Here is a 25,219-nt window from a genome sequence, read left to right as displayed (position 1 = left end):
CACATCATAATATGTTAGAGGGAACGTTTGGAAAATACATCATTTTTCAGGCGGCGCTGAAGAAAAAATGGGCGGATGTTACTGCTTTGTAACAACTTGAACAGCCTATTCCTTTAACATGTGAAATATAAGCATGGATAAGAGGAGAGAAAAAGATGTCGAAGCAAAGAAAGATGTCGAAGGAAAGAAAAAAACGTCGTCGCCGCCTGTTGCTGTTGGTGGCAGTTGTTGTCGTAGTTGCCTTGGTGGCCGGATGCACCTCGAAAGGCTGGTTTGGCGGTTCTTCTGATGGAAACTTGAGCGGTTCCGGGCAAGGAACGGCCGGATTGAGCGGGCCTAAGGACGGGGATAAGAACAACGATTCCGGTCAAACCTCGACAAATCAGAACGGGACTGAAGAACCGGGTAGCAATAACGGGTCCGGCAACGGTGATGCGGAGAACGGAGAGCCGTCGCTTCAGAGCGGAAATGAGGAAGAAGGCTCGAAGGGTGGCGAATCGGGCGCAACCGATGAAGGCAGCAAGGAAACGGGCTCGACAAATGATAATGGCTCTGCAGAGCAGCCTGGGACAGCCGAACCGCAGAAGGAAGATCCGACAAATGTCGATGATCCGGGCAACATTACCCAGACGGGAAAAGGGACGTCCGGCAGCACTACTGCGCTTGCGAAGCCAACCGCTCCAAAAAGCGATTTTGTAATGGCGCCGGATCAAAAGCTCGTGGCGCTTACGTTTGACGATGGTCCGGATGAGAACTATACGCCTGCTATTCTCGATATTTTGAAAGAAAATGATGTAAAAGCTACTTTCTTCCTTGTAGGTACGCAGGTGAAAAAATACCCGAAAATGGTTCAGCGTATTCTTGATGAAGGTCATGCAATTGGCAATCATTCCTACGATCATGCAGATTTGTCAAAGTTGAATGAAAAAGGCGTAACCAAAGAGATTAAACAAGCGGATGACTTGATTGAGAAAGCGGTAGGCTTCGTGCCGCATCTGGTTAGAGCTCCATACGGTGCGCTGTCAAAGACGGTGAAAGCTGTAATGAGCAATAACGGCCGCGAGCATATCGGCTGGACGGTAGATACCCGGGATTGGGCCGGCGAGAGCGTCGACAAAATGTTGAAAAATATTAAAACCAATACGAAGTCTGGCGGTATTATTCTAATGCACTCCTTCGGCGGCAAAAATATTAAAAACACCGTAAGCTTGGTGCCTAAAGCGATCAAGGAGTTGCGGGACAGCGGTTATACGTTTGTAACGGTAGACGAGTTGAATGCGGCGAAGGCGCATGAGAAGGAAGCCAAGAACAAAACGACTGTAAAAAAATAATCCAGGACTTGTACATACTAGTCTTGAGCAGTAATGCGAGTTAGAGGAAGGGGACGCAAAGCGGACGATGAAGCGGCAAAGATGGGGAAGGCGAGTGATGCTGCTTAGCGCATGCATCATCGGTTTACTCGCAATGACAGGATGCCAGTATACAGCAACGCCTGCGGATTTGTTGATTAGCGCCCGTGCAACACCCGAGAACGCAGAGCTCGCGGCAGCGGTCAGAGACGCGCTGCCGCCGCGGGCAAAGCTTACTGTCCCGGATCATGATCAAAGTATAAGTGCTGTACGCAAAGTGGATATAGACGGTGACGGGCGGCAGGAAGCGCTCGTCACCTTTATGAACGATGCGGAAGTCAAACAATTAATGGTATTAAAAAATAAAGGCGATGGCTGGAAGCTATGGTTTATTTTTGGCGAGTCCTCCAATTACGGAATTGATTTTTTCGAAGCTGCTGATCTGGACGGCGACGGCAAACTTGAGCTGCTTGTCGGCTGGAATGAATTCGGCGATCCGGAGCATGCTTTGAATATTTACCGGGTTGATCCGGATGAAGTCTATCACGAGCCGCCCAAGCCAATTGCAGAAATCGAATATTCCCTGGCACGGGTCGGTGACGTAACGGGCGATGGACGAACTGAGGTTGTACTTATCCGCAATGACCGCGAGCAGATGAAAACCACGCTGTATGTATACCGCATGGAGCAAGGCAATTTGCGCAATGTCATTTCGGTCCCGCTCGAAAGCGGCGTGAACGGATATTACAATATGGCGATTGGACAAGTTGCCGTAGGACGCTATGGCATCGTCGCCGACGCGGGCGTTGGCGCGCATTCCTCCATGACGACAATGCTGGCATGGGAAAATGGCAAGCTTATCAAAATTTTTCCGCGGAGTGCGGCGGGGGAAGCGGAGAGCGGCAATTTTTATTCAACGATTAGCGGAGACAGCAACAATGATGGTATTCTGGATATTATTATGATGAGAGAGGCGCCTGGACAAGCTGAGGATATCCCTTATAGCGAAACACTTTGGATTGAACAGCGGAAGCAGTGGGACGGCGGCGATAATTTCGACATTATTAGCGAGCAATATTCAGATTACAACAAGCGATATGCGTTAAAATTTCCGGACCGGTGGCGCGGAAAGATCACTTTGAGCAGGCCTGAATCAGCAGAAAACGGTCAAGTTTTATTTAGTGTATTAAGTGCATCGGAAAAAGTCACAATAATGTTGCCATTACTGGCGATTCACAGTATACCGGTTAAAGAATGGAATACAGCCGAACAGGCCTGGCAAGCTAAGGGAGCAAAATATGCTGAAATAACGCAGGCAGCAGGCCTGGTTTATGCTGTAGAATGGAAGGAAGCACGCGAAGACTGGACGGACGAGGAACAGCTGCTGCATGCTCAGATGTCGCCAGACATTGATGAGATCAAGCAGATGTTTGCAATTTTGGCAGAGTACTAGATTGAGCTGTAAGGAATAAGCGGTTAAGTTTGAAGCGGCAGAGGCAGGGAGAGGACGTTATGCGGATTTTATTATTAGAGGATGAAGAAGCCATACGCGGATTTGTCCGTATAAATTTGAAGCGTAACGGAATGGACGTTACTGAAGCGGAGGATGGCGAAACAGCGTTAGCATTGGCCGCGGCGGCCAATCCGCCTTTCGATGTGGCACTGCTCGATGTGATGCTCCCTACGATTAGCGGCTTTGAGGTGTGCGGCCAATTGCGCCAGCGGTTTCCGCGCATGGGCATTATTATGCTGACTGCCAAATCGCAGGAAGAAGATAAAATTCGCGGACTTGAGCTCGGAGCCGATGACTATGTGCAAAAACCGTTCAGCCCAGGCGAGCTGATTGCCCGTATGCGCTCTTTGCATCGCCGGATGATGCCTGGCGGCCTGTCGTGGCCGGAGGAAGCATCGTCTGCTGCTGAGAATGGCGAGGCCAAGCCTGATTCCGCAGATGAAAGCACTAAAGTCCCGCAGACCGAACAGAAGGGCGGCTCGGAGGCGGCTCCGGCACCAGATGGCGATCTAACTGAAGGGCCTTTCCGGTTGTCAGCGACAGAGCGCCGCCTTTGGAAAGGGCAGGATGAGATCATATTGACGCCGACGGAATGGACGCTTGTCAAGCTATTAATCGAGCGGGCCGGCGAAGGCCTTAGCCGCGACGATATATTGGACGCTGTATGGGGAAGACATTTTATTGGGGATTTGAAAATCGTTGACGTGAATATTCGCCGTATCCGCCAAAAGCTCGAGGACGAGCCTTCGGATCCGCAATTTATTGAGACGTTGTGGGGCTACGGGTACCGCTGGAAACGGAGCGACCGGCGATGAGCAGCCTCCGTACGCGAATGGTGTGGAGCTATGGCAGCCTGATTGTGCTTGTAGTCGGGCTGCTTGGCGCGCTCTTCATTACACTGGTATGGAATTATTATTATGGCAGTGCGGTGGGCTCTGTCGTACAGCGGGCAGAGACGGAAGCTGCGCTGCATAATCGCAATTTATCGTATCAGCCGATGCGGGCCAAAGCGAACTATATGCTGCAAAATATGACCGAAGGCACCGCACAGCTGGAGCTGCTGGACAACAAAGGCGTCCTTATTGTCGATGGAGACGGGTTGTCAGGTGAAGGGAGAGTACTTTCCACGCCTGATGTGTTGCAAGCTATAAAAGGTGAAAAGGGCGTCTGGCATGGCATTGATCCGGTTACAAGTGAGCGCATAGCTGCTGTCACATTGCCTGTAAAATCGGAGCAGCGCATTGTCGCCTTGTTCCGGTACACGGCATCGCTGGAAAATGTAGCAGACACATTGCAGAATTTAATCTGGTTCACCTTGCTCGCTGCAGCTATTGTCGTGCTTCTCTTTTTCGCAATGAGCGTCTGGCTGGCTAACCGTATTGCCCGTCCGATCCGTAATTTGACACGGGTGGCCGAGCAGATGGCGGAAGGGGATTGGTCGCGGCGGGCTGCGCTGCATGAACGGGATGAAATTGGGCGTCTCGCAGATACGTTAAATACGATGGCAGCGGAAATTACCAGGCGGGAAAAGCTGAAAAATGATTTTATTTCCTCAATATCACATGAATTGCGGACACCGCTAACCTCCATCAAGGGCTGGAGCGAGACACTTGCCTCCGGAGACCCGACGGACGTCGAAGAGGTGCGAATGGGGCTGTCCGTTATTGACCGGGAGACGGACCGGCTGTCCGGCCTGGTTGAGGATTTGCTTGATTTCTCCAAGCTGTATGCCAAAAGCATCGTTCTTCATCCGGAGCCTCTCGATTTTCTTGCGCCTGTCAGGGAAACGGTACGGCAATTTGAGGCGAGGGCGCAGCGTGAAGGCATTGTCTTATCTGCGGAGCTAATATGTGAAGGATCGATGCTTGTCATGGCGGATGCCAATCGCATCAAGCAGGTGCTGATTAATGTGATTGATAATGCTTTCAAGTTTACCCCGCGCGGCGGATCGGTTAAGATCGCTACGAAGCGGGACGAAGGAAAAGGTGTGATCAGCATTGCGGATAGCGGCTGCGGAATCCCGCCGGAGGACCTTGCGCATGTGACGGAGAAGTTTTATAAGGGCGGCAGCCAGCGGGCGGGGAGCGGCCTAGGACTAGCGATTTGTAAAGAAATCGTTGAACTGCACGGCGGGACATTGCAGCTTGACAGCGGGCTGGACAAAGGGACAACGGTTACGATCGTCATTCCATTGATGCCGAAGAGGCAAATTGAAAACGGCGCTGAAGCGCCGGGCGGACAGCAATCGGGCGAGGAATGACATTATTCCTTATAGAACAGCGATTTCCGGTTGTTCCATACGTAGGTGACAGCGATTATAGCGAGCACTATAATAGACAGCGCAAACCAGTGCTGCACAATCCATGAAATCCATCGCGGCATGGGATATCCCTCCTATACTCTTCAGTGTTGCATTCTTATGTTTGCTTTAATCGCGGTAACATTATACAGCGATTGCTGAAATGCCGGTTTCTGTACTGTACATGCAGATGCCGGCGTTTTTGTGTTTCATGCGGACCTGCGGAGGCTTATAATGAAGTTAACAAAGACAACCCTTGATCAATTATGGTTTAATAAAGAAAGGGCGAAATCTTGTCAATTTCATTTATTTTATGTAAAGGTGGGCTTGAACAAGTGATAGTAACCAGCTGGAAACTAAGGCGGATAACGATTAGTTTTGGCGTCCTGCTAATAGCGGCCGCGCTGCTTGCCGGCTGCGGCAGCAAAGAGGCGGGAGGAAATGAGCTTTCACCGCCGCCGGTCAGCGAGACGGACGATGTAGATGAGACTGTGTTGCCTGAAGAGCCGGAGGAGACAGGCTTCATAGCGCCGTTGACTGGCCTGAGGCAGGAGAAAGAGGCCGATCAGCGGCCAATTGCCGTAATGGTTAATAATATGGACAAGGCAAGACCGCAATCCGGGCTGCCTCATGCGGATATGGTATGGGAGCTGCTGGCGGAAGGCGGCATCACACGGCTGGTAGCGATTTTTCAAAGTGATCCGTTTAATGATCCGATCGGGCCTGTGCGCAGCATTCGTCCATACTTGATTGAGCTTGGCGAGACGTATAACGCTATTCTCACACATGCCGGAGCGAGCCAGGATGCCTATGCCATTTTGCAGCGGGAGAAAAAAGCCGATTTGGATGAAATTATCAATGCGGGACCCTATTTTTGGCGCGATAAATCGCGCAAAGCGCCGCATAATTTGTATACGACACAAGAGAAGCTAAGGGAGGGAGCTGCCAAGAAGAAATATGAAGCGAGCGTTCCGGTGCCAAAATTTATTTTTGCCGAAGAGGGGGCTATCCCAGGGATAGGGGAGAGCTCGCCCGCTGCCAATGTCGCAATCAAATTCCAGTTGAAAAATTATAAAGTATCGTATGAATACAATGCCGAGACGAAGCTGTACGCCCGGTTTATCAATGATAAGCCGCATACCGATTTGACCACGGAGCAGCAGCTGGCGACAACCAATATTGTTGTTCTCGGCACTAAGCATGAAACATTGGACGATGTCGGCCGCTTGAAGGTGGATCTTACATCCGGCGGGCCGGCGATGCTTATACAGCTGGGGCAGGCGATCAATTGCAATTGGGAAAGAAGCGCCGATGGCGTCATCCGTATTGTGCGCGATGGCAAGGAGCTGCCGTTCATACCTGGCAAAACCTATTATCATGTCGTGCCGTTAAAACCGTCATTTGCTGAGCATATTACATTACAATAAGTCTTTTTTTGGCGATAAAAAGGTGAAATTGTCATAAAACCTTTACAATGCGTTAACAATTGAGTAGTAAACTGTGATAAGATATTGTCGGTTTATTGTGGTTCACAGCCGACACTTAATTTTGCTCATGGGCGAAGGGGATAACGAATGTTCAAGAAAAAAGATATCTTTTTTACAACATTTGAAGCGATGGCGGACACATTGCTAGAAGCAACCGAGTATTTTGCACACAACGTTTCTTCCAACTTGAAAGATGTCAAGACGTTTGCCAAGACGATGAAGGAATATGAAAGTCAATGCGATCGTTATGTACATACGATCTTGACGGAATTGAACAAAACGTTCATTACCCCGATCGAGCGTGAAGATATTATGGCGCTTACCGGCTCTCTTGATGATGTTCTTGATGGCATTGAAGCATGCGCGTCGCGTTTTGAGATGTATCATATTGAGGAGCCGGACGAGTTTATTACTTTGTTTGCGGATATTTTGAAACGCTGTGCGCAGCAATTAAAGTCGGCAATCTATCTGCTGACGCAGAAGAAGCTGCTGGCCATCCGCGAACCGGCAATTGCGATTAACGAGCTGGAGAATCAGGCGGATGATCTGCTGCGCGTATGTATAACGAGCTTGTTCGCCAATGTGTCGGACCCAATTGAATTGATTAAACGAAAAGAGATTTACGAACGGCTGGAGCAGACGACCGACTACTGCGAGGACGTGGCCAATACACTTGAAACAATCATTATGCGTAACAGCTAAGGAGCAGGTGGACTACGGTCATGGACATATATATATTAGTTGGCATCGTAATATTTCTGGCGCTCGCTTTCGATTTTATTAACGGATTTCATGATACAGCCAATGCAATCGCCACATCGGTCTCGACACGCGCGCTGTCGCCGCGAATGGCTATTATTATCGCCTCATCGATGAACTTTATCGGGGCAATGCTCTTTACCGGCGTCGCGAAGACCATCGGCGGACAAGTCGCCAATCCGGCCGAGCTGGAGCATGGGGTAGAAATTGTCATTGCAACTTTGATTGCCGCCATAGTCTGGAATTTGGTCACCTGGTGGTTTGGCATTCCTTCCTCGTCCTCTCATGCGCTTATTGGCGCGCTGGCCGGTGCGGTTGTAAGCGGACAAGGATTTGGCGGCATTAATATGGCCGGTTTCAAGGATATCGTATTGGCGCTTATTTTCTCGCCGCTGATTGCTTTTTCACTCGGTTTTATCGTGATGTGGCTGTTTAAGAAAATTTTTGCCAATGCAAGTCCGCATCAGCTTAATAAAAATTTCCGCAGAGGCCAAATCGTTACCGCGGCATTTCAGTCCTTTACACACGGTACGAACGATGCCCAGAAGGCGATGGGGATCATTACATTCGCCCTGGTTGCTGCAAATTTGCAGGATAATCTGGACGTTCCGTTCTGGGTCAAGGTGTCCGCGGCGACAGCTATGGCGCTGGGAACATCGATCGGCGGCTGGAAAATTATTAAAACGATGGGCACCAAAATTTTCAAAATCGAGCCAGTTAACGGCTTCGCTGCAGATATTTCGGCTGCATCCGTTATTTTGACTGCTACCTTGACGCATCTGCCGGTAAGTACGACGCATGTCATTACATCCTCCATTCTTGGGGTGGGGAGTGCGAAACGATTCTCTGCTGTCAAATGGGGTATGGCTGGCAAAATAGTCGTGTCATGGGTGATCACAATCCCGATTTCAGCGCTTCTTGCTGCACTCATCTACCGGATCATGCTGCTGTTTATGTAATAATGGAAGAAGACCAGGCATTAGCGCCGTGGTCTTCTTTTGCGTCGCTTGCTTGTTTTGCGCCGTCTCTTCTTCTTTGGCCTGTAAAGATCGAGCTCATCATCGGCAGATTTTTTTTTCTTGGAGCCGAAGGGAATTAACGCTTTAATTAATGGTGCCATTTGCTGAAAAGTGGACACTACTTTTTGCACCTTTTGTACCGTTGAAAGAATGCCGTCCAATCCGCCTAAACGGTCAATGACACCCTGCAGGTCTTTAATATTGCTGCCGAGGCTAGCAAGGGAGAAGCCTTTGGAGGGGGAGGCATCGGCATCCGCTTGCGAATCGACCGGGGTAAAGGTCTGAGGCTGCGGTGCAGGAAGTTCTCCGCCGGCCATTGGATAGCCGTACATTGGAGGTATGGAGGGGGGGACAGCTTCTCCGCCGACCATATTGCGTCCCATAGGACCGTTCCTGGGAGACGGTCCGGAGATTCCCGGTACTTGTTGACGACCTCCTATTGACCGCTGAGAGCCGCCTGCATGCCGATTTTGGTTGTAGCGATAGTCCAAGCGGGATCACAACCTTTTTCTTAATTTGTAATTAGTCTATGGGGTAAGTGACTAACTGGATTGGACGGACGCCCGGTAGACGAGGAAATTTTTCCGCGAATGGCAGTGTCGGGCTTTTGAACATTTCTTCTATTCGGTGAAGCGGTAATGCTTGAAAAGTATGCGGAAAATCGCTACAATCAGACTAATAGTTCTTAAATTAGGGGTGACCTGATCAATGCAGCTTAAGAAGCTAAACGATAAGACGATCGACCAGCTGTTTGAGGCGGTATTGACGCTGAAGACAGTTGAGGAATGCTATATTTTCTTTGACGATTTATGTACAGTGAATGAGATTCAGTCGCTTTCTCAGCGGTTGGAGGTTGCACGGATGCTGGGCAAGGGCAGCACGTACAATCAGATTGAAGCCGAGACGGGTGCCAGCACGGCGACCATTTCGCGCGTAAAGCGCTGCCTGAACTACGGAAATGACGGCTACAAGATGGCATTGGAGCGTTTGGGACGATAAGGACGATGAAGAAGGGTATCTTAATTATAAGCCATGGATCGCGAGATGCCGGGTGGGTCAAGCTCGTTGATGAAGCTGTAAAGTCTGCTGCCGGGCGGATTAGGGGGCGCAGCCGGGATGATGTGCCTGTCGTTTCCGCTTTTCTGGAAATTGTGGCTGGACGGCTGATTCAAGATGGAATTGATGAGCTGGAAGCGGAAGGCGTAACGGATGTGTACGTCCTTCCGTTCTTTGTGTCATCAGGCAGCACGCATGTCGATGATATTGCGCAAGCCTTCGGCTTCCCGCCGGTATCGCCTGCGCGCAGCGGAGAGCTGGCACAGTTCCGGTTAAGCAGCGGCATGCGCGTACGGTTCGGGCGGCCAATCGGCGATGATGAGGCCATTGCCGCTTTATTGCTCGAGCAAATACGAGAGCTGACCGACAACCCGGCGCATGAAGCCCTGCTGCTTGTCGCCCATGGCTCAAGCGAGCCTGCATTTTATGACCGCTGGCAGGCGGAAATGTCGCTGCTTGCCGGAAGGCTGCGGGCGCTGGGCGGATTCGCCGCGGCGGACACGGCATTGCTGCTGCCCGATCAGGCGGCAGGCAAGCTGCTGGCCATGCAGCGGCAGCATCCGGAAAATGCGGTTATTGTAGTGCCGCTCTTCTTGAGCAGCGGTTATTTTACGCGTACAGTCATCCCGCAGCGTCTGGCTGGATTTGATTACCGGTATAACGGCTGTGGCCTGCTGCCCCATGAAGGAATTGTGCACTGGCTGGAACGGCAAATAACAGATGGGCTGCAGTAAAGACGAGATGCGGCACTAGCAAGCGGCCGATTGGCAGGAGCGTTGGAGGTGTGTATATGACGATGAAACGAGCCAGATTGATTTATAATCCAACCTCCGGCAGGGAGGAAATTAAAAAACGGCTGCCGGATATTTTGCAAAAGCTTGACCGCAATGGTGTCGAGGCTAGCTGCCATGCAACGGAAGGCGAGGGCGATGCCACGATCGCGGCAGCGGAGGCGGTCGATCGCGGCTACGATATGATTATTGTTGCCGGAGGGGACGGAACTCTGTATGAGGTCATTAATGGGCTGGCCGGGAAGGAAGAGCGTCCGCCGCTCGGAATATTGCCGCTCGGCACGACGAATGATTTTGCCAGAGCGCTCGGTATTCCGAAGCATTGGGAATATGCTTGCGACCTGATCACACAGCAATATGCCCAGACGATAGACCTTGGACGGGCGGGCCACCGTTATTTTATCAATATAGCAGGCGGCGGCTCGCTCACCGAGCTGACCTATGAAGTGCCGAGCAAGCTGAAGACGATGATCGGACAGTTGGCCTATTATATGAAAGGCCTGGAGAAAATGACACGTCTGCGTCCGACGATGCTGCGTCTGGAGGCTGCAGAAATCGGCGAGATTCATGAGGAAATTATGCTGTTTCTTATTTGCAACAGCAATTCTGTAGGCGGATTTGAGAAGCTGGCGCCGAGTGCGAGTTTGAACGACGGCCTGTTCGATGTGATCGTATTGCGCAAATGCAACCTGGCAGAGTTCATTCGGATTGCGTCAATGGCGCTGCGCGGCGAACATTTGAATGATCCGCATATCATCCATTTTCAGACGAATCAGCTGCAGGTGACGACACCGGATTATGTACAGCTCAATCTTGACGGCGAATATGGCGGCACCTTGCCATGCACATTCACATTGCTGCCGTCGCATTTGCGCATTTTTGTGGATGAAGCGGGCGAGTCGACCTACCGCTAGTGAATAGCAATGCCGGTGAGGAGCAACGCTAGTGAAGAGCAATCAGAAAGTGAGAACGAAACGATGACTATACCGGTTAGCAAAAACGATATCGCCGATCTGGATATTATTGGGATGACACATGATGGAGAAGGGGTAGGCCGAGTAGAGGGCTATACCCTTTTCGTGCAGGGGGCGCTGCCCGGAGAGCGGGCGCGCGTCAAGGTGTTGAAGGTCAAGAAGCAGTATGGCTATGCCAAGCTGCTGGAGCTGCTGGAAGCTAGCCCAGACCGCGTGGAGGCGCCTTGCGGGATCTATAAGCAGTGCGGCGGCTGCCAGCTGCAGCATATGGGTTATGCGGCGCAGCTGCGCTGGAAGCGGCAGCATGTTGTCGACAATCTGGTGCGGATCGGCAAGTTGCACGTCGCGGGCCAGGAGGCTGGAGCGGGGGCTGTGGCTGCTGATGCAGATGGTGCTGACAATGCGGGTAATGCTGTCGAAGTTATCGTACATCCTACCATCGGGATGGATGAACCGTGGCGCTACCGGAATAAGGCGCAGGTGCCGATGGGGATGGGGCCGGGGACGCTGGTTACGGGAGCAGCGGACGGACCAGAGAGCCAGCGGCTGATAGGGGGCTTTTATGCACGCGGCAGCCATCGGATTATCGATATGGACAGTTGTCTGATTCAACATCAGCATAATGATGATGTGATTGCGCATGTGAAGGCGATCGGGCGAGAGCTGGGCATTACGGCGTATGATGAAGAAACAGGCCGCGGACTGCTGCGGCATGTCATGACGCGTGTCGGTTTTGTCACTGGCGAGATCATGGTAGTGCTTATTACGAACGGTCAGCGTATCCCTAACGCAGAGCGCTGGATTGAGCGTATTCGTGAGGGTATACCGAATGTAAAGAGCATTGTGCAAAACGTGAATACACGAAAAACCAATGTAATCTTTGGCGATGAGACACGTCTGCTATGGGGCAGTGATGTCATCTATGATGAACTGGACGGGATTCGCTTTGCCATTTCGGCAAGGTCGTTTTATCAGGTGAATCCGGTGCAAACTGTCGCCTTGTACCGCAAAGCGGTTGAATATGCGGGGTTGACGGGAAGTGAAAATGTTATTGATGCGTATTGCGGCATCGGTACGATATCGCTGTTTCTGGCGCGGCAGGCCGGGCATGTATACGGCGTAGAGATCGTGGCGGAGGCCATTGAGGACGCGCGGCGCAATGCGGCGCTGAACGGCATCGAGAATGCGGATTTCGAAGCAGGCGCAGCCGAAATCGTTATCCCGCGCTGGCGCAAGGAAGGCATCGTCCCCGACATCATCGTCGTCGATCCGCCGCGCAAAGGCTGCGACCCTGCGCTGCTGGAAACAATCCTCGCGATGAAACCGCGGCGAGTCGTCTATGTGTCGTGCAACCCGTCGACGCTGGCGCGCGATCTGCGTGTGCTCGAGGATGGCGGGTATCGGACGGTTGAGGTGCAGCCGGTGGATATGTTTCCGCATACGGGGCATGTGGAGTCGGTCATATTGATGGTTCGAAAATGAGATGTGGCAGGTTCGCTGATATGGATCAGATTATCGCGGGAATTAGCTCAGTTGGGAGAGCGCATCGCTGACAGCGATGAGGTCAGGGGTTCGATCCCCCTAGGCTCCATAATGCAAGAAAAGCCGATCCAATAGGGCCGGCTTTTCGCATTTGGAGCCCCATAAGGGGCGAACCTCGGGGTTCAGTCCGCGCGCAGGATCGTCAGCGACGAGCACGGCGTTTCAATCTACCGCTAAGGTTGTCCTCGTCGAATAGGCTTCGTCAGCAAGTTCAATCAGAGATTGAAACATCCCCCTTGGCTCCACCATACATAAACTTCAAACACGCCAATCCGGCGTGTTTTTTGATTTGGCAATGTTGTTGGCGAAAGAGCGAACCCCATAATGTTCGAGCATCATTTCCAATCACATCCAGGGTTTGACATACATATTATAGTACTATATAGTAGTAATATGACAAACAAAAGATCAAGCATTTCAAACAAAGATATCGTCCTGCAGACCGCATCGACCTTATTTCTAACAAAAGGGTTTCAAGTGACAAGCATGGACGAAATTGTTGCCCTCAGCAAAGTTTCAAAAACCAACATTTATTACCACTATAAAAGTAAGGAGGAGCTTTTGTTAGCAATTGTCGACCAATTAATCTCGCGGTATGAAGAACGAATATCCCGTACCTTGACGCAAGACATGTCCATTCCTGCAAAAATGGAGCGATTATTTCGAATCCTCACGGAGGATAATGAACAAATCGATTATGTTGGTGGATGTCCGTTCCTGACACTTTATACGCAGACTTCCCATTCCTCTTCGGAAGCGAGAGCTAAAATAAAAGCATTCTTCGATAAACAACTACAAGTTGTTGAGAAGCTGCTGGAAGAAGGCATGGAAAAGAAAGAATTGAGCCGGAATCTGCCCGTCCATGAGACAGCGGCATTGATTGTCACCTCCATCGAAGGAGCTCTATTCCTAACCAAGGCCACCAACAATCCAATGCTAGCTCAGAATCTTATTCAAGCTTTTGCTTCGATGCTTAAGTAATTAGTTACTTAAGTCATTTTTTTTGCACCGACTAGCACTATTCAGTACTATTAAATGAATCGAAAGGCAGATGATTCAATTGAAAATATTCCTGACTGGCGGGACGGGTTATATCGGTAGCCATATTCTTGCCGAGTTAATATCCAAACATCACGACATTATTGTACTCGTGCGAAGTCTTGATCGCTTTCAACATACCCTCGGGCGGTTACATTTGCTTGAGGCGCAACACGTTACTGCAGTAATAGGAGATTTGTCGAAACCGAAATTAGGGCTATCCGCGAACGATTACAAACGAATACAAAATTCCGATATCATCGTTCATGCGGGCGGTCCCATGAATATTGAGTTAAGCCAGACTGAGGCAGAGCAAGCTTTTCTTAATCCTGCCATCGAATTGGCCGAACTTTCCGAAAAAATCCATATGAAGAAAGGATTGAAGCAATTCATTCATGTTGTTGGCTATATGAGTCCATATAACGAGCAAAATGCTATTCACAATCTGGATGCCGTTCTTGAGAAAGCTCCCCCGTATGAGAAGATGAAATTTCAAGCGGACTCCTATATACGAAAAGCACTAAAACCGTTAGGCATTCCGCTGTCCACGGTTAATCCCAGTACCGTCATCGGCCATTCTTACTCGGGAATTACGGAGCAGATTGGCGGTCTTAGTATACTGGTAGATTCTGTGAGAAGGAATCTTATGCCACTCGTTCCAGGAGGCAAGGACTACTGGCTGCCGATGGTACATGTTGATCATGTCGCATCATTCATTGTTAACTTAGTACAAACAAAGGAGCTTGCGAGTAATACGTATTTTTTATTGGATCCCAAGCAGGATAGTCCGTCGATCCGTTCATTGATCAGGCAAATTGCGATAGAGATGCGAGCGGCGCCGCCTTTCGGCACAATTCCGCTTGCTTTGTTGAAGTCTTTATTAAGACTTGGCATCGGCAAGCGATTGGGAATTCCCAAAGAATCGATGAATTTTCTCGTGAAATCGGAATTCCCGGTTACCTCGAAGTTTGAACTTGAGCGCAAGAACGGGGTACGGACATCCGTTGTTCCGACCACGCTTCCCTACGTAATCGCTGATCTTGATTTCCGGTTAAGCCACCCCTCATCCGAGCACCGCGAAGGGTTCGTGCAACGCAGAAGATCCAAACTGATTTCGTTGGAAAAAGAGAATCACGGTACACCGGTTATTTTTCTGCACGGAACATTCAGCGGGGCCGATTGTTTCGTTCCAATAGCGAAACAATTGAATGATGTCAATACTTGGCTGGTGGACCTTCCTGGATTCGGTCATTCACCGCGTCATCATCATCCTTCTCTGATGGACGGCTATGTAGAGGCTGTGATCGAAATGATTCACGAGCTGAATCGCCCTGTTATTTTGATTGGTCATTCGTTCGGCGGACTTATCGCTGCTAAGGTCATGGAAAGAATTGAGCAGCAGATCAGGCAACTCTTGCTATTGCAGCCCGTACTGCATCCCATTCATGCCAAATATAAATATGCAGGTGTTACCAGGTCGATTATGAAACTTATATCTCGCTCCGCGTTCAGAAAAACACTGCTGAAAGCCAATGACTTTATCGCGGACAGCGAACGACTGGATCACTACTCGAACTACGTCATTCATGATCTGCAGTCGGCCCGCATTCGTTCTACCAACGCAATGGTCATGTCAGCGTTAACGCAAGTCCAGTCTTTCCAGCTAAAACCTGAATTATGGAACGCCCAAAAAGTACGAATCCATTGGGGTGACCGGGATGCAGCACATCATATTCCGGAACGATTCAAGCACATCGATACAACCTTCATCCCCTATGGTCATCAATACCCTTTGGAAGCTCCGCATCAGGTGGCTGAGTGGCTTCGTCAAGTTTTGGATCTTGAGTTGTCATAGAAGCATATTCTTCGGATGGCCATTCAATATGTCAAGTATAAATTCCATTGAAATTTGGGGCAGTGAAACCGACCAATGCGGGAGAGCGCATCGCTGGCAGCGATGAGGTCAGGGGTTCGATCCCCCTATTTCCACCATACGTAACCTTCAAAACGGCAGAGATGCCGTTTTTTTTGATGACAAGATCAGCTTTAATTGTTGGCTATTTTGCGGAACGCGATAGTTTATGCTAGCCTTAGTCTAGTTTTAGTACTATGGGGTAAGTGTAAAGAAATTAGATAAAATAATTGGAGGAGGTACAGCAAATGACGAATCAAGAGATTAAGCTAAACGAAGCTAGGTATCAATTCAGTGAGATGGTTAAATGGAGTAATGAAAGAAAGATCACAGAGCTACAGTATGCAATGAGTGCATTTGCGAGCGCTGCCAGAAGTGTTATCCAATACACTTTTGAGTCAGCTAAATTACTTGGCGTAGTACATACTGTATACGAGGAATTAGTATCTGATAAGCCCATGATAAAGTTCTTCAAGGATCTCCGGGACGTTAATATTCATACACGTCCTGAACGAGTAGGAACCGCTATGAACAATTCTTTAGCAGCAGTCGTAATTGTCCGAACTAGTGAGACTACTGAGGATGAGTTGGTGGAGTATCGAAGACGAGCTGAGGAACATAAAGATATTTCTAATTGTTATTTGTCGTGTTAAGATGGGAATGGTAAAGTTACATGGCGAAGTTGCTAACTGTAACGAATGAGTTGGAGCCGCTGCAATTATATTTGGTGGACACTTGGGTAGGTGAGAGCTGCCATTCGCGGCTCTCACCTACCCGAACGATGCACAACTTACTCCGGACTACTCATGTAAAAAGCGAAATGCAGAGATTTCTAATTTAGAGAGAATTCTGTGAAGTACGTAAATATGATGTAATTAAAAAATCAATTTTGGGGTAACTCAGTGGAGGTATAGGGCAGTTGATTCAGACATCCCGTGTTGAATAAACGAGTTTATCCGAGTCTGTCCAAGCCTAGGCTCCATAAGTAAAATGGCCGCTGAACACAAGGGATTCCTGGTGTTTGGCGGTTTTTCTTAGCCAGAAACAGTAGCGAGTTTGGGTCGGATATTCAAGCGGAAGTTATTTTTCATCAAAATTTTTCGCCAGGGGACGGGAAGGACGCCGGGCAGCTTTCTTTCCAATGAGAGACAGCCGACGTTCAGTCGTATGTACTTCGACTAATACTTTGGAGCATGGACCGCAATATTTTACAATCAAATGTGGAGAAAGAGCTGGTGTTATTCGGAATCGTATGATTCTTTGTTTGAGCTGTACGCCGAGTGAGGAGTCGCTCTCGTATAAGTCGATGGCCACTTTTATTTGGATATGTTCGATCGTTGTGACAAGTGGGAAGGGCGGCCGCAGCAAGTACGCTGGCCGGATTGAGATATGTTGCCGCTTGGTCATATCGGAATTCGTTCCGTGGACGGTGGTGGCTCGGACAGGTGAACAAGGTTCACGCGGGATGAGCAGCTTACGATGATGACGCTGTGGACAATAATCCGCTCTCAGTTTATGTTCGGTGGCGAGCTGCGCGACAATGACGAATGGACGTTGTCTCTGCTTACCAACCGAGATGTGCTTCATATGCATCGGCATATCCGGCAAAACGGCTGCGAAAAATCTGTGAAGTGGTGAAGAGAACGAATGGATACCGACTTATAAGCCGGTAGCAGACTTTAAGATTTACTGAATATTCTAGTTATGTATCGAAGCAGCCAAGCATCGCGCTAACGAAGCTTGAATGGCTTGTGTACGCTCAAATGCGGGCAGTGGGTCATTTACGGTCTAAACCAAACTTTGCGGGCTCTTCCCAAAAATTAGTCTGGGAAGTACCGTTGATAGAAGATCGTTTATTAACATTTGGTAACCAGAAGTCAATAATAGTCGCGAGAATACAAGAATTCATATGCACGTCTCCGCAGGGTTAGGAGAACATCGGACGAATTAATAATGATGCCTAAATACAAACAGACACAAAAGGAGGGTTCCCTTGTGAAAGTATTTTCTGCGCTAAAAAACCTGAAAATATTTCCCAAGCTAATTGTTTTGTTCTTGATTACGATTATTCCTTCATTGATTGTTACCCTTCAATTATTTCGATTTGGAGCGGAAAGTGTGCGTAAGGAAATTTGGAGTTCGATGGAGAATCGGGTTCAGTTTAATATTGGTTCCCTGGAAGCGGAGATGGATCGATTAATCCGGTTACACACGCAATATGCGTTAGATATTGATATTGCGAAATTAAGCAGTATGTCGACGATACTGCCCTATTACGAAGTCATGCAAATGCAAAAAAGGGTGCAGAATAAGCTTTGGATTTTGGAAACTTCAAGTTTGTATGTCAGGCAAGCAGAGTTGTACATTCCCCAGATAAGTAAAACCCTCCTTGCGGGAACGGATATCGCGCCTATGACGGATTCGGAAGTTAAAGAACTTCAGAGACTGAAAATTGGACAACAATCACCTCTTGTATATTGGCATGACAAGGTCATATTGAGCACGATCTACCCAGATCCCAACTATTATATGGTTTCTCCTCCATTATATATACTTCAATCGGAAATTGATCAATTCAGCCTGAAAAAATATTTGCACCGAACTCTTGGAGATTCCGGAGGCGGCTCTATGTTATTCAGTGACAATGAAGATTGGAGGCTGGGGGCGGGGAACATGTCCAATGGATTAAATGAAATGATTATTAGCTATGTGATGGAGCAGCCGGGAGGCCGTCTATCGGGCAGAGGCGACATGACATTGGACGGCCATAATTATTATATTGTCTATGAACGTTCTGAATTATTAAACATGACGCTTACTTTATTTATACCAGAAGAAAACGTAATGGGACCTATGCATAGTTACCGCAGCTTGTTTAGCAGTCTGTTTGCCATAGCGCTTATTGCCGTTGTCGGATTTTCGTATTGGATCTTTCGATCGATCCATTCTCCTATTCGCCGGATGGTTCAAGCGTTTCGCACGGTAGAAAAGGGGGAATTGAATGTAAGTATATCGCATCGAAATCAGGATGAATTTCAGTATTTGTATGGGCAGTTTAATCTGATGGTCAGCAGGCTCAGGCAGTCGGTGCAGGATATCTATCAATCACAAATTATGGCGCAACAATCGGAGCTGAAGCAATTGCAGTCGCAAATCAATCCGCACTTCTTGTACAACACGTATTATATGGTGCATCGCATGGCGCGTATGCATGATTTGGATAATTTGGAACGAGCCACGCAACATTTGGGGGATTATTTCATTTATATAACCAGAAATGCATCAAATGAAGCGACAATAGGTCAGGAGTGGAAGCACACTCTTTCCTATCTGGAAATTCAACAAATGAGATTCCAGAATCGAATTGCGGCCACGCTCGTTTGCCAGACCGCTTATTTGGAAGACATACGCATACCGAAGCTTATCTTCCAGCCTCTTGTCGAAAATGCCTATCAACATGGTTTAAATAACGTGATTGAAAACGGAAAAATCATCTTGTCGCTTGTTGATGACAAAGATAACCAGTCTATTATCTTTTCAGTGGAAAACAACGGAGAAGTATTAAGTGCTGAAACCATCAACATTATTCTTCGCCAGCTTGATCAGACTTCATTAGGATCTTCCGATCATACGGGACTGATCAATGTACACAAGCGAATCAGGCTTAAGTTTGGAGAGCCCTGGGGGGTCAATGTAACTGCTGGAGCAATGGGAGGACTAAAGGTATCTTTGCATTTGCCGGCTGACTGGAATTTGAATGGAGGGAAATAACGATGCGGCGTATACTAATTGTCGATGATGAATTCTTTATTTTAAATGGATTGATTGCGATGGTGAAAGAGGCCAATTTTGACAATTTGGAAGTGTTCAAGGCTGCTTCCGCACGCGAGGCTCTGGAATGGCTGCATCGCACAACAATAGACATCGTGCTGACAGATATTTGCATGCCGGCCATGGACGGTTTGGAACTGCAGCGTTATATCAAGCGGCACTGGCCCAGATGCAAGGTCATTTTTCTAACTGGACACAGCGATTTTGAATATGCAAGAGAAGCGATTCAGCAACAGGCTCTGGATTACATTCTTAAGACGGATGGAGACGAGTCTGTTCTGAAAGCGATTAACCGTGCGTTGAATGAAATTAATGACGAGTTCGTCAGAACAGAGCAATTCGATCAGGCACAGTCCCGTTTTTTGGCAGCATTGCCGAGCTTGCAAAATGAGTTTTTGATGGAATTGCTGCAAGGTGAGAAGACGGGGAGACGATTAAAGGAGCAATTCGAGGAATTAAATTTATCGTTTGCCCATAATCGCTCTATCTGGCTTGCAATCGCTCGCGTAGACGAGTGGTCAGATTACATGGAGACGGACAAGCGATTGCTGATGTTTGCGGTACAGAACATCGCGCAAGAATACTTGCGCGGTTCATCAATTGAAAAGTCGTTTGTTTACGAAAAAAATTATATGGCCTGGGTGATTCAATTTGATGAAAGGGAAGAGGAACTGGAACGAATAAATGTATCGCAATTTATTCAGGGCACCTTCGAGCGAATTCAGCAGTCCTGCAAGAAATTGCTTCGCCTGACCATTTCTTTTGCCATGACGAGTTCATGCTTTGAATGGCCGCAGCTTGCTGCTCGGCACGATACGTTAAGAGGATTGTTGCGCAAAGGGTTTAGTCTAGGCTATGAGTTGCTACTGACAGAGGCCGACGGCGTGCACGGTTTTACCGACAACGCGATCGATGACACCAATGATAAAAAAGTAAGAAATATGATCGATGAATTAGGTGTACTTATAGAGAGCGGACAAAAGGAGGAATTTCGAAAAAAGCTTATTGAGCTTTCTAGAGCCAGTCTGCCCAGTGGGAATGAGGAATTGAAGCTGATGGCGGCTTACCGGCTGATTTCGATGATGATGACGGTTTTGGCGGATGAAGGGCTGCTCAAAACGATGATGGCATTGCCGGTGATGGAACCGCTGCTGAAGGCTGATGTATACATGAATTGGGAGCAGACCATTAATTTGACTCTAGAGCTTGGAGATGAAGTTTTTTCGAGAAAAGAGTCTAATAATAAGCAATATGGCAAAAGCATGGTCCATCGCATTAAACAATATATTGAAGCGAACTTGTCGGGGGATTTGTCTCAGGTGCGGCTTGGTGAAGTGGTGGCATTGAACCCTTCATATTTGTCGCGTTTGTATAAGCAGACAGCCGGCGAAAGCTTGACGGATACCATCATGGCAGCACGACTGTCAGCCGCTACCGAAAGGCTTAAAAATTCGGATGACAAGGTGCAGGATATCGCATCCAAGGTCGGCTTCGAGTCGGCTGCCTATTTCTCGCGTTTTTTCAAAAAGACAGTTGGCTTAAGCCCTCAGGAGTATCGCGAGCAATCCCGCATGTAAATGCGGGATTGCTCATCGATATGATCAATTTCACGAAAAAGGTAACGGAAGAGCAAGAATAGTCGAAATCCTCCAATTTCGCTTTTTAACGTTCGCTTCTATACTAAATATCAAGAAGAGCTCTCTTCTAAATCATTCACGGGGGAAAGAACATGAAAAAAACGAAATCGCTTTCTATGGGGCTTGCGGCTGCACTTTTGGTTGTGTCCATGTTGGCCGGCTGTAGTTCCAACAACGCAACGAACAATGCTCCATCCGGTAACGGCGCTTCACAGCAGCCATCTGAAAGTTCGACGCCAAGCCAATCGGCACAGCCTGCCGATCCGCTCGGCAAATACGATCCGCCGATTGAAGTATCCGTAATTCGGCCTTATGACGAAAACATTAAATTCGTTGAAGGTGAGTCTGCCACAGACAATCTGTGGACGCGGAAATACGAAGAAGAACTTGGCGTTAAAGTCAATTACTCATGGACCTTGCAAGGTCCGATTGATCAATATTATCAGAAATTGAACGTGGCGATAGCGAGCAACGACTTGGCCGATATTATGGTGGTGAACAGCGGTCAAATGAAACAATTGGCTGAAGCGGGGCAACTGGCGGATCTGACAGATATTTTCGAGAGCTATGGGTCCGACTTCACCAAAAAAATGTTTGCTGACGACGGCGGTCTGGCGCTAAATTCAGCAACGTTCGACGGCAAGCTTTTGGGTCTTCCCCGTCTTGGAGCGGATATTGATGAAGTTCCGCTGCTGTGGGTTCGTAAAGATTGGCTAACGAAGTTAAACCTTCCGGAGCCCAAAACCATGGCGGATGTTGAGATGATCGCTGAAGCGTTTGCTTCTCAGGACCCTGACGAAAACGGCAAGCCAGATACGTACGGATTGGCTTTGTCCAAAGATCTGAATGGCGGATTTCCCGGTTTTGAAGGCTTTCTCAACGGATATCATGCTTATTACAATACCTGGTTAAAAGACGACTCCGGTCAGATCGTAAACAGCAATATTCAACCGGAAATGAAAACGGCGCTTGCCGCGCTTCAAAAGCTGTATTCGCTCAAAGCCATTGACAAAGAATTCGGAACGAGAGATGGCGACAAAGTTGCCGAGGCCGTTACCAACGGTAAGCTTGGTATGTACTACGGCGCTATGTGGACGCCGATCTGGCCGGTGCAAGACGGCAGAAATCTTGATCCGACTATGCAATGGGAGCCCTACATACTTCCATCTGTAGACGATCAACCGGCGCTTGGCCAAATTCCGTTTGATGTGCCTAGCGGCCAATACTATGTCGTAAGAAAAAATGCCAAGCATCCTGAGGCAGCGCTGAAAATGATGAATTTCTTCTATGACATTAACCATGTGAAGCCGCCGCAGGAAAAAGACCCTAAATATGAAGGCATTGAAACCTTCAAATATGTTATTCTTGCAGGCGCTCCGATTACAGAGAACCTGGATGTATATCGAAAAGGCAAGGGTATGATTGAGGCGAAGGACATCGAAGGCCTGAAAAACGCAAAAGAAGGACAATTGACGGTTATAGCCAAATATCTTGAGGGCGATGAACAGAGCTGGGGCTATTATAAAGTATTTGGTCCAGATGGCAGCTACAAGGTTATCGAAGAGATGATGGAAAAAAATCTGTTCCTGCGCAGTGAGTACTACGGGCCGCCTACTCCAACAATGGGCGAAAAGAATAGCACGCTTGATACGCTTGTAAAAGAAACGTTTACGAAGATCATTATGGGTGCGGCAAGCATTGATGAATTTGATAAATTTGTTTCCGACTGGAAGAAACTCGGCGGCGATGAAATTACGAAGGAAGTAAACGAATGGGCCGCATCGAGATAATCAAAAACAGGATGATAGAAGAGGGAAAGAAATCAATGGTCTCTTTCCCCTCTTCTGTTCTAAGGGGAGAGAACCCATGCAAGCCAAAAGAAAATATCAACAACTGCCGTTGCATTTCATGCTTCTTCCCGGTCTAGTATTGATATTGATTTACAGTTATGTGCCCTTTTTTGGATTATCGCTTGCTTTTGTGAAATTTTTGCCAGGTCGGCCTTTCTGGGATAACCCGTGGGTCGGATTAGCGCATTTCGAGAACGTGTGGAAGATGCCGAACTTTATACGTGCGCTGGGCAATACCTTTTACATAGCATTTGCCAAAATCGTGATTGGTCAAATTGTCCCGATCGTAGTTGCGTTGCTGCTTAATGAATTGCGCAAAAACTGGCTGAAACGCGGCGTTCAAACGCTGATCTATTTGCCTCACTTTCTATCATGGATCATCTTAAGCGGAATTCTGATTGACATATTGTCCCCGTCACATGGCATTGTCAATCAGGTTCTGGGGTGGCTCGGCATCAACCCGATTTATTTTCTCGGGGATAACCGATGGTTTCCCTTCACGATTGTCATAAGCGATGTCTGGAAAGAATTTGGATTCAGCACAATCGTGTATTTAGCTGCTTTAACCTCGATTAATCCGGCACTGTATGAGGCGGCGTTAATTGACGGCGCCAATCGTTGGAAGCAAACCATATATGTCACATTACCGGGCATGCTACCTATTATTGTGCTTTTGGCTACGTTAAGTTTGGGCAATATTCTCAATGCCGGCTTTGATCAAATCTATAATTTGTACAGTCCATCTGTTTATGAAACGGGCGATATCATCGATACCCTTGTGTATCGGACAGGACTCGAGCAAGCGCAATACAGTCTTGCGACAGCTATCGGCCTGTTCAAGTCCGTCGTTTCGCTTGTCATGATATCGTTATCCTATTTGTTGGCGTATCGTTTTGCAAATTATCGAATTTTCTAGCAAGGAGGCGGCTCGGTTTGAAATCAAGCATCAGTTACCGTGTGTTTAGTCAAATCAATATCGTGTTTCTGTCCATTCTTGCACTGGTCTGTATATTGCCGCTTGTGCACGTATTGGCTTTGTCATTCAGCAACAACAGCTCAGCCGCCGCTGGACTGGTGAAACTGTGGCCTGTGGGTTTTACGACGAGTGCCTATGAATTCATTCTTCGAAAACCGGAATTTCTAAATTCTATCGTAGTAACCTTGCAACGCGTAGGCTTGGGAACAGTGATCAACCTGCTGCTTACTTTATTGGTTGCTTATCCTTTATCCAAAGAATCGTCGGTGCTCAAGTTCAGAACGCAGTATGCCTGGATATTTGTTTTTACGATACTGTTCAACGGCGGTTTAATCCCATGGTATATGACCATCAAGTGGACCGGCATCATGGATACCTTGTGGGCGCTTGTACTGCCTGGCGCTGTGCCGGTGTTTAATGTCATTCTGCTGCTCAACTTCTTCCGGGGGGTGCCCAAAGAGCTTGAAGAGTCGGCCGCCTTGGATGGAGCCGGACATTGGACGACCTTATGGCGTATTTATGTGCCGTTATCGACTCCCGCAATTGCCACCGTTACCTTATTTACCATTGTCGGTCACTGGAATTCATGGTTTGACGGTCTGATTTTGATGAAAGTACCCGAACATTTTCCGTTATCGACATACCTCCAAACCATACTTGTTCATATCGACTTAACCTCGATGTCGGGCAAAGATTTTGAAATGTTAAGGGATGTGTCCGACCGTACCGCTAAAGCGGCACAAATTTTTTTGGGAGCGTTGCCTATTGTTGTAGTCTATCCCTTCCTTCAGCGTTACTTTGTAAAAGGCATTGTGCTGGGCAGCGTGAAGGGATAATGACGGAACTTGGTAAGGAATGATTGTATAAAATAATATTAGCGGACCATTGTCAAACATCAAGTTTAAAGGGCTGGCCCCAAAGGATACATGAATTGTAGCCTTTGGGGTGCCGGTCAATTATTCCCTGGCAAACATTCGACCCGGGCTGAAGCAGCCCAGTTTCTAATGAACATTCTTGTGAAGTTAAAATAGGAGACAGCATGGCGGCAAGTGAAATGCAGGTAACCATCTGTTCATTTATCAGTATTAAACTACGAAAAGAGGTGAGTCCAATGTAAATTATTGTTGAGATCAATAATGAAAGCGTTTACAAATGCGTTTACAAATTAATTGGGAGGTATTTGAAT

General features: G+C 48.1%; 20 protein-coding genes, 1 tRNA gene and 1 pseudogene. 21 read left to right on the top strand and 1 reads right to left on the bottom strand.

Going from position 1 to position 25,219, the window contains the following annotated elements; translation table 11 throughout:
- Positions 1–155 precede the first annotated feature (155 nt).
- From ACFQ0N_RS08120 to ACFQ0N_RS08090, 7 genes are all read left to right on the top strand, one after another.
- A complete protein-coding gene (locus tag ACFQ0N_RS08120; RefSeq protein WP_379324690.1) occupies positions 156–1,331 on the top strand; it encodes a polysaccharide deacetylase family protein in 1,176 nt (391 codons plus the stop codon).
- Between the two features lie 67 nt (positions 1,332–1,398).
- A complete protein-coding gene (locus ACFQ0N_RS08115; RefSeq protein WP_379324688.1) occupies positions 1,399–2,802 on the top strand; it encodes an FG-GAP repeat domain-containing protein in 1,404 nt (467 codons plus the stop codon).
- 59 nt (positions 2,803–2,861) lie between these two features.
- A complete protein-coding gene (locus ACFQ0N_RS08110) occupies positions 2,862–3,677 on the top strand; it encodes a response regulator transcription factor (protein WP_379324686.1) in 816 nt (271 codons plus the stop codon).
- Positions 3,674–5,122 carry a sensor histidine kinase gene (locus tag ACFQ0N_RS08105; RefSeq protein WP_379324684.1) on the top strand — a complete coding sequence of 483 codons (1,449 nt, stop codon included), beginning with the start codon at positions 3,674–3,676 and terminating at the stop codon, positions 5,120–5,122. The genes ACFQ0N_RS08110 and ACFQ0N_RS08105 overlap by 4 nt, the downstream gene beginning before the upstream one ends.
- Positions 5,123–5,496: 374 nt before the next feature.
- On the top strand, positions 5,497–6,588 hold the full coding sequence (locus ACFQ0N_RS08100) for a DUF3048 domain-containing protein (protein WP_379324682.1): 1,092 nt from the start codon (positions 5,497–5,499) through the stop codon (positions 6,586–6,588).
- A 147-nt stretch (positions 6,589–6,735) separates the two neighbouring features.
- Entirely contained in the window at positions 6,736–7,350 is a 615-nt protein-coding gene (locus ACFQ0N_RS08095; RefSeq protein WP_379324680.1) for a DUF47 domain-containing protein, read from the top strand.
- 20 nt (positions 7,351–7,370) lie between these two features.
- Positions 7,371–8,366 (top strand): inorganic phosphate transporter, encoded by a 996-nt coding sequence (locus ACFQ0N_RS08090; RefSeq protein ID WP_379324678.1) that lies wholly within the window; start codon positions 7,371–7,373, stop codon positions 8,364–8,366.
- 20 nt (positions 8,367–8,386) lie between these two features.
- Here ACFQ0N_RS08090 and ACFQ0N_RS08085 read toward each other — a convergent pair whose 3' ends face one another.
- Positions 8,387–8,809: a hypothetical protein gene (locus ACFQ0N_RS08085; protein WP_379324676.1), complete on the bottom strand. Its 423-nt coding sequence runs from the start codon at positions 8,807–8,809 to the stop codon at positions 8,387–8,389.
- Positions 8,810–9,134: 325 nt separating this feature from the next.
- Between ACFQ0N_RS08085 and ACFQ0N_RS08080 the strand changes: the two genes are divergently transcribed.
- From ACFQ0N_RS08080 to ACFQ0N_RS08015, 14 genes and pseudogenes are all read left to right on the top strand, one after another.
- Complete coding sequence (locus ACFQ0N_RS08080; protein ID WP_138880059.1) at positions 9,135–9,425, top strand: YerC/YecD family TrpR-related protein; 291 nt, start codon at positions 9,135–9,137, stop codon at positions 9,423–9,425.
- Positions 9,426–9,430: 5 nt separating this feature from the next.
- Positions 9,431–10,216: a sirohydrochlorin chelatase gene (locus ACFQ0N_RS08075; protein ID WP_379324674.1), complete on the top strand. Its 786-nt coding sequence runs from the start codon at positions 9,431–9,433 to the stop codon at positions 10,214–10,216.
- Between the two features lie 56 nt (positions 10,217–10,272).
- The gene (locus tag ACFQ0N_RS08070) at positions 10,273–11,187 is read left to right on the top strand and encodes a diacylglycerol kinase (RefSeq protein ID WP_379324672.1); all 915 of its coding nucleotides are present in this window, start codon (positions 10,273–10,275) and stop codon (positions 11,185–11,187) included.
- A 63-nt stretch (positions 11,188–11,250) separates the two neighbouring features.
- Positions 11,251–12,729 (top strand): 23S rRNA (uracil(1939)-C(5))-methyltransferase RlmD, encoded by a 1,479-nt coding sequence (rlmD, locus tag ACFQ0N_RS08065; RefSeq protein ID WP_379324670.1) that lies wholly within the window; start codon positions 11,251–11,253, stop codon positions 12,727–12,729.
- 38 nt (positions 12,730–12,767) lie between these two features.
- Positions 12,768–12,838, top strand: a tRNA-Val gene (locus ACFQ0N_RS08060).
- 344 nt (positions 12,839–13,182) lie between these two features.
- The gene (locus tag ACFQ0N_RS08055; RefSeq protein WP_138880731.1) at positions 13,183–13,770 is read left to right on the top strand and encodes a TetR/AcrR family transcriptional regulator; all 588 of its coding nucleotides are present in this window, start codon (positions 13,183–13,185) and stop codon (positions 13,768–13,770) included.
- Between the two features lie 70 nt (positions 13,771–13,840).
- Entirely contained in the window at positions 13,841–15,682 is a 1,842-nt protein-coding gene (locus ACFQ0N_RS08050; protein WP_379324668.1) for an alpha/beta fold hydrolase, read from the top strand.
- A gap of 305 nt (positions 15,683–15,987) precedes the next feature.
- Entirely contained in the window at positions 15,988–16,392 is a 405-nt protein-coding gene (locus ACFQ0N_RS08045) for a hypothetical protein (protein WP_379324666.1), read from the top strand.
- Positions 16,393–17,059: 667 nt separating this feature from the next.
- A pseudogene (locus ACFQ0N_RS08040) lies at positions 17,060–17,338 on the top strand (alpha-galactosidase); the annotation flags it as partial.
- Positions 17,339–17,734: 396 nt separating this feature from the next.
- Positions 17,735–19,510 (top strand): sensor histidine kinase, encoded by a 1,776-nt coding sequence (locus ACFQ0N_RS08035; RefSeq protein ID WP_379324664.1) that lies wholly within the window; start codon positions 17,735–17,737, stop codon positions 19,508–19,510.
- Between the two features lie 2 nt (positions 19,511–19,512).
- Entirely contained in the window at positions 19,513–21,147 is a 1,635-nt protein-coding gene (locus ACFQ0N_RS08030) for a response regulator transcription factor (RefSeq protein WP_379324662.1), read from the top strand.
- A 152-nt stretch (positions 21,148–21,299) separates the two neighbouring features.
- Positions 21,300–22,997 (top strand): extracellular solute-binding protein, encoded by a 1,698-nt coding sequence (locus ACFQ0N_RS08025; RefSeq protein WP_379324660.1) that lies wholly within the window; start codon positions 21,300–21,302, stop codon positions 22,995–22,997.
- Between the two features lie 76 nt (positions 22,998–23,073).
- Positions 23,074–23,973 (top strand): ABC transporter permease, encoded by a 900-nt coding sequence (locus tag ACFQ0N_RS08020; RefSeq protein ID WP_379324658.1) that lies wholly within the window; start codon positions 23,074–23,076, stop codon positions 23,971–23,973.
- 17 nt (positions 23,974–23,990) lie between these two features.
- The gene (locus ACFQ0N_RS08015; RefSeq protein ID WP_379324656.1) at positions 23,991–24,869 is read left to right on the top strand and encodes a carbohydrate ABC transporter permease; all 879 of its coding nucleotides are present in this window, start codon (positions 23,991–23,993) and stop codon (positions 24,867–24,869) included.
- Positions 24,870–25,219 lie beyond the last annotated feature (350 nt).

This window comes from Paenibacillus sp. GCM10027626 (genome assembly GCF_042676285.1).
Classification (GTDB): Bacteria; Bacillota; Bacilli; order Paenibacillales; family Paenibacillaceae; genus Paenibacillus_Z.
Note: the sequence above shows the minus strand (reverse complement) of the source record. Positions and strands in the feature narration are given on the sequence as shown.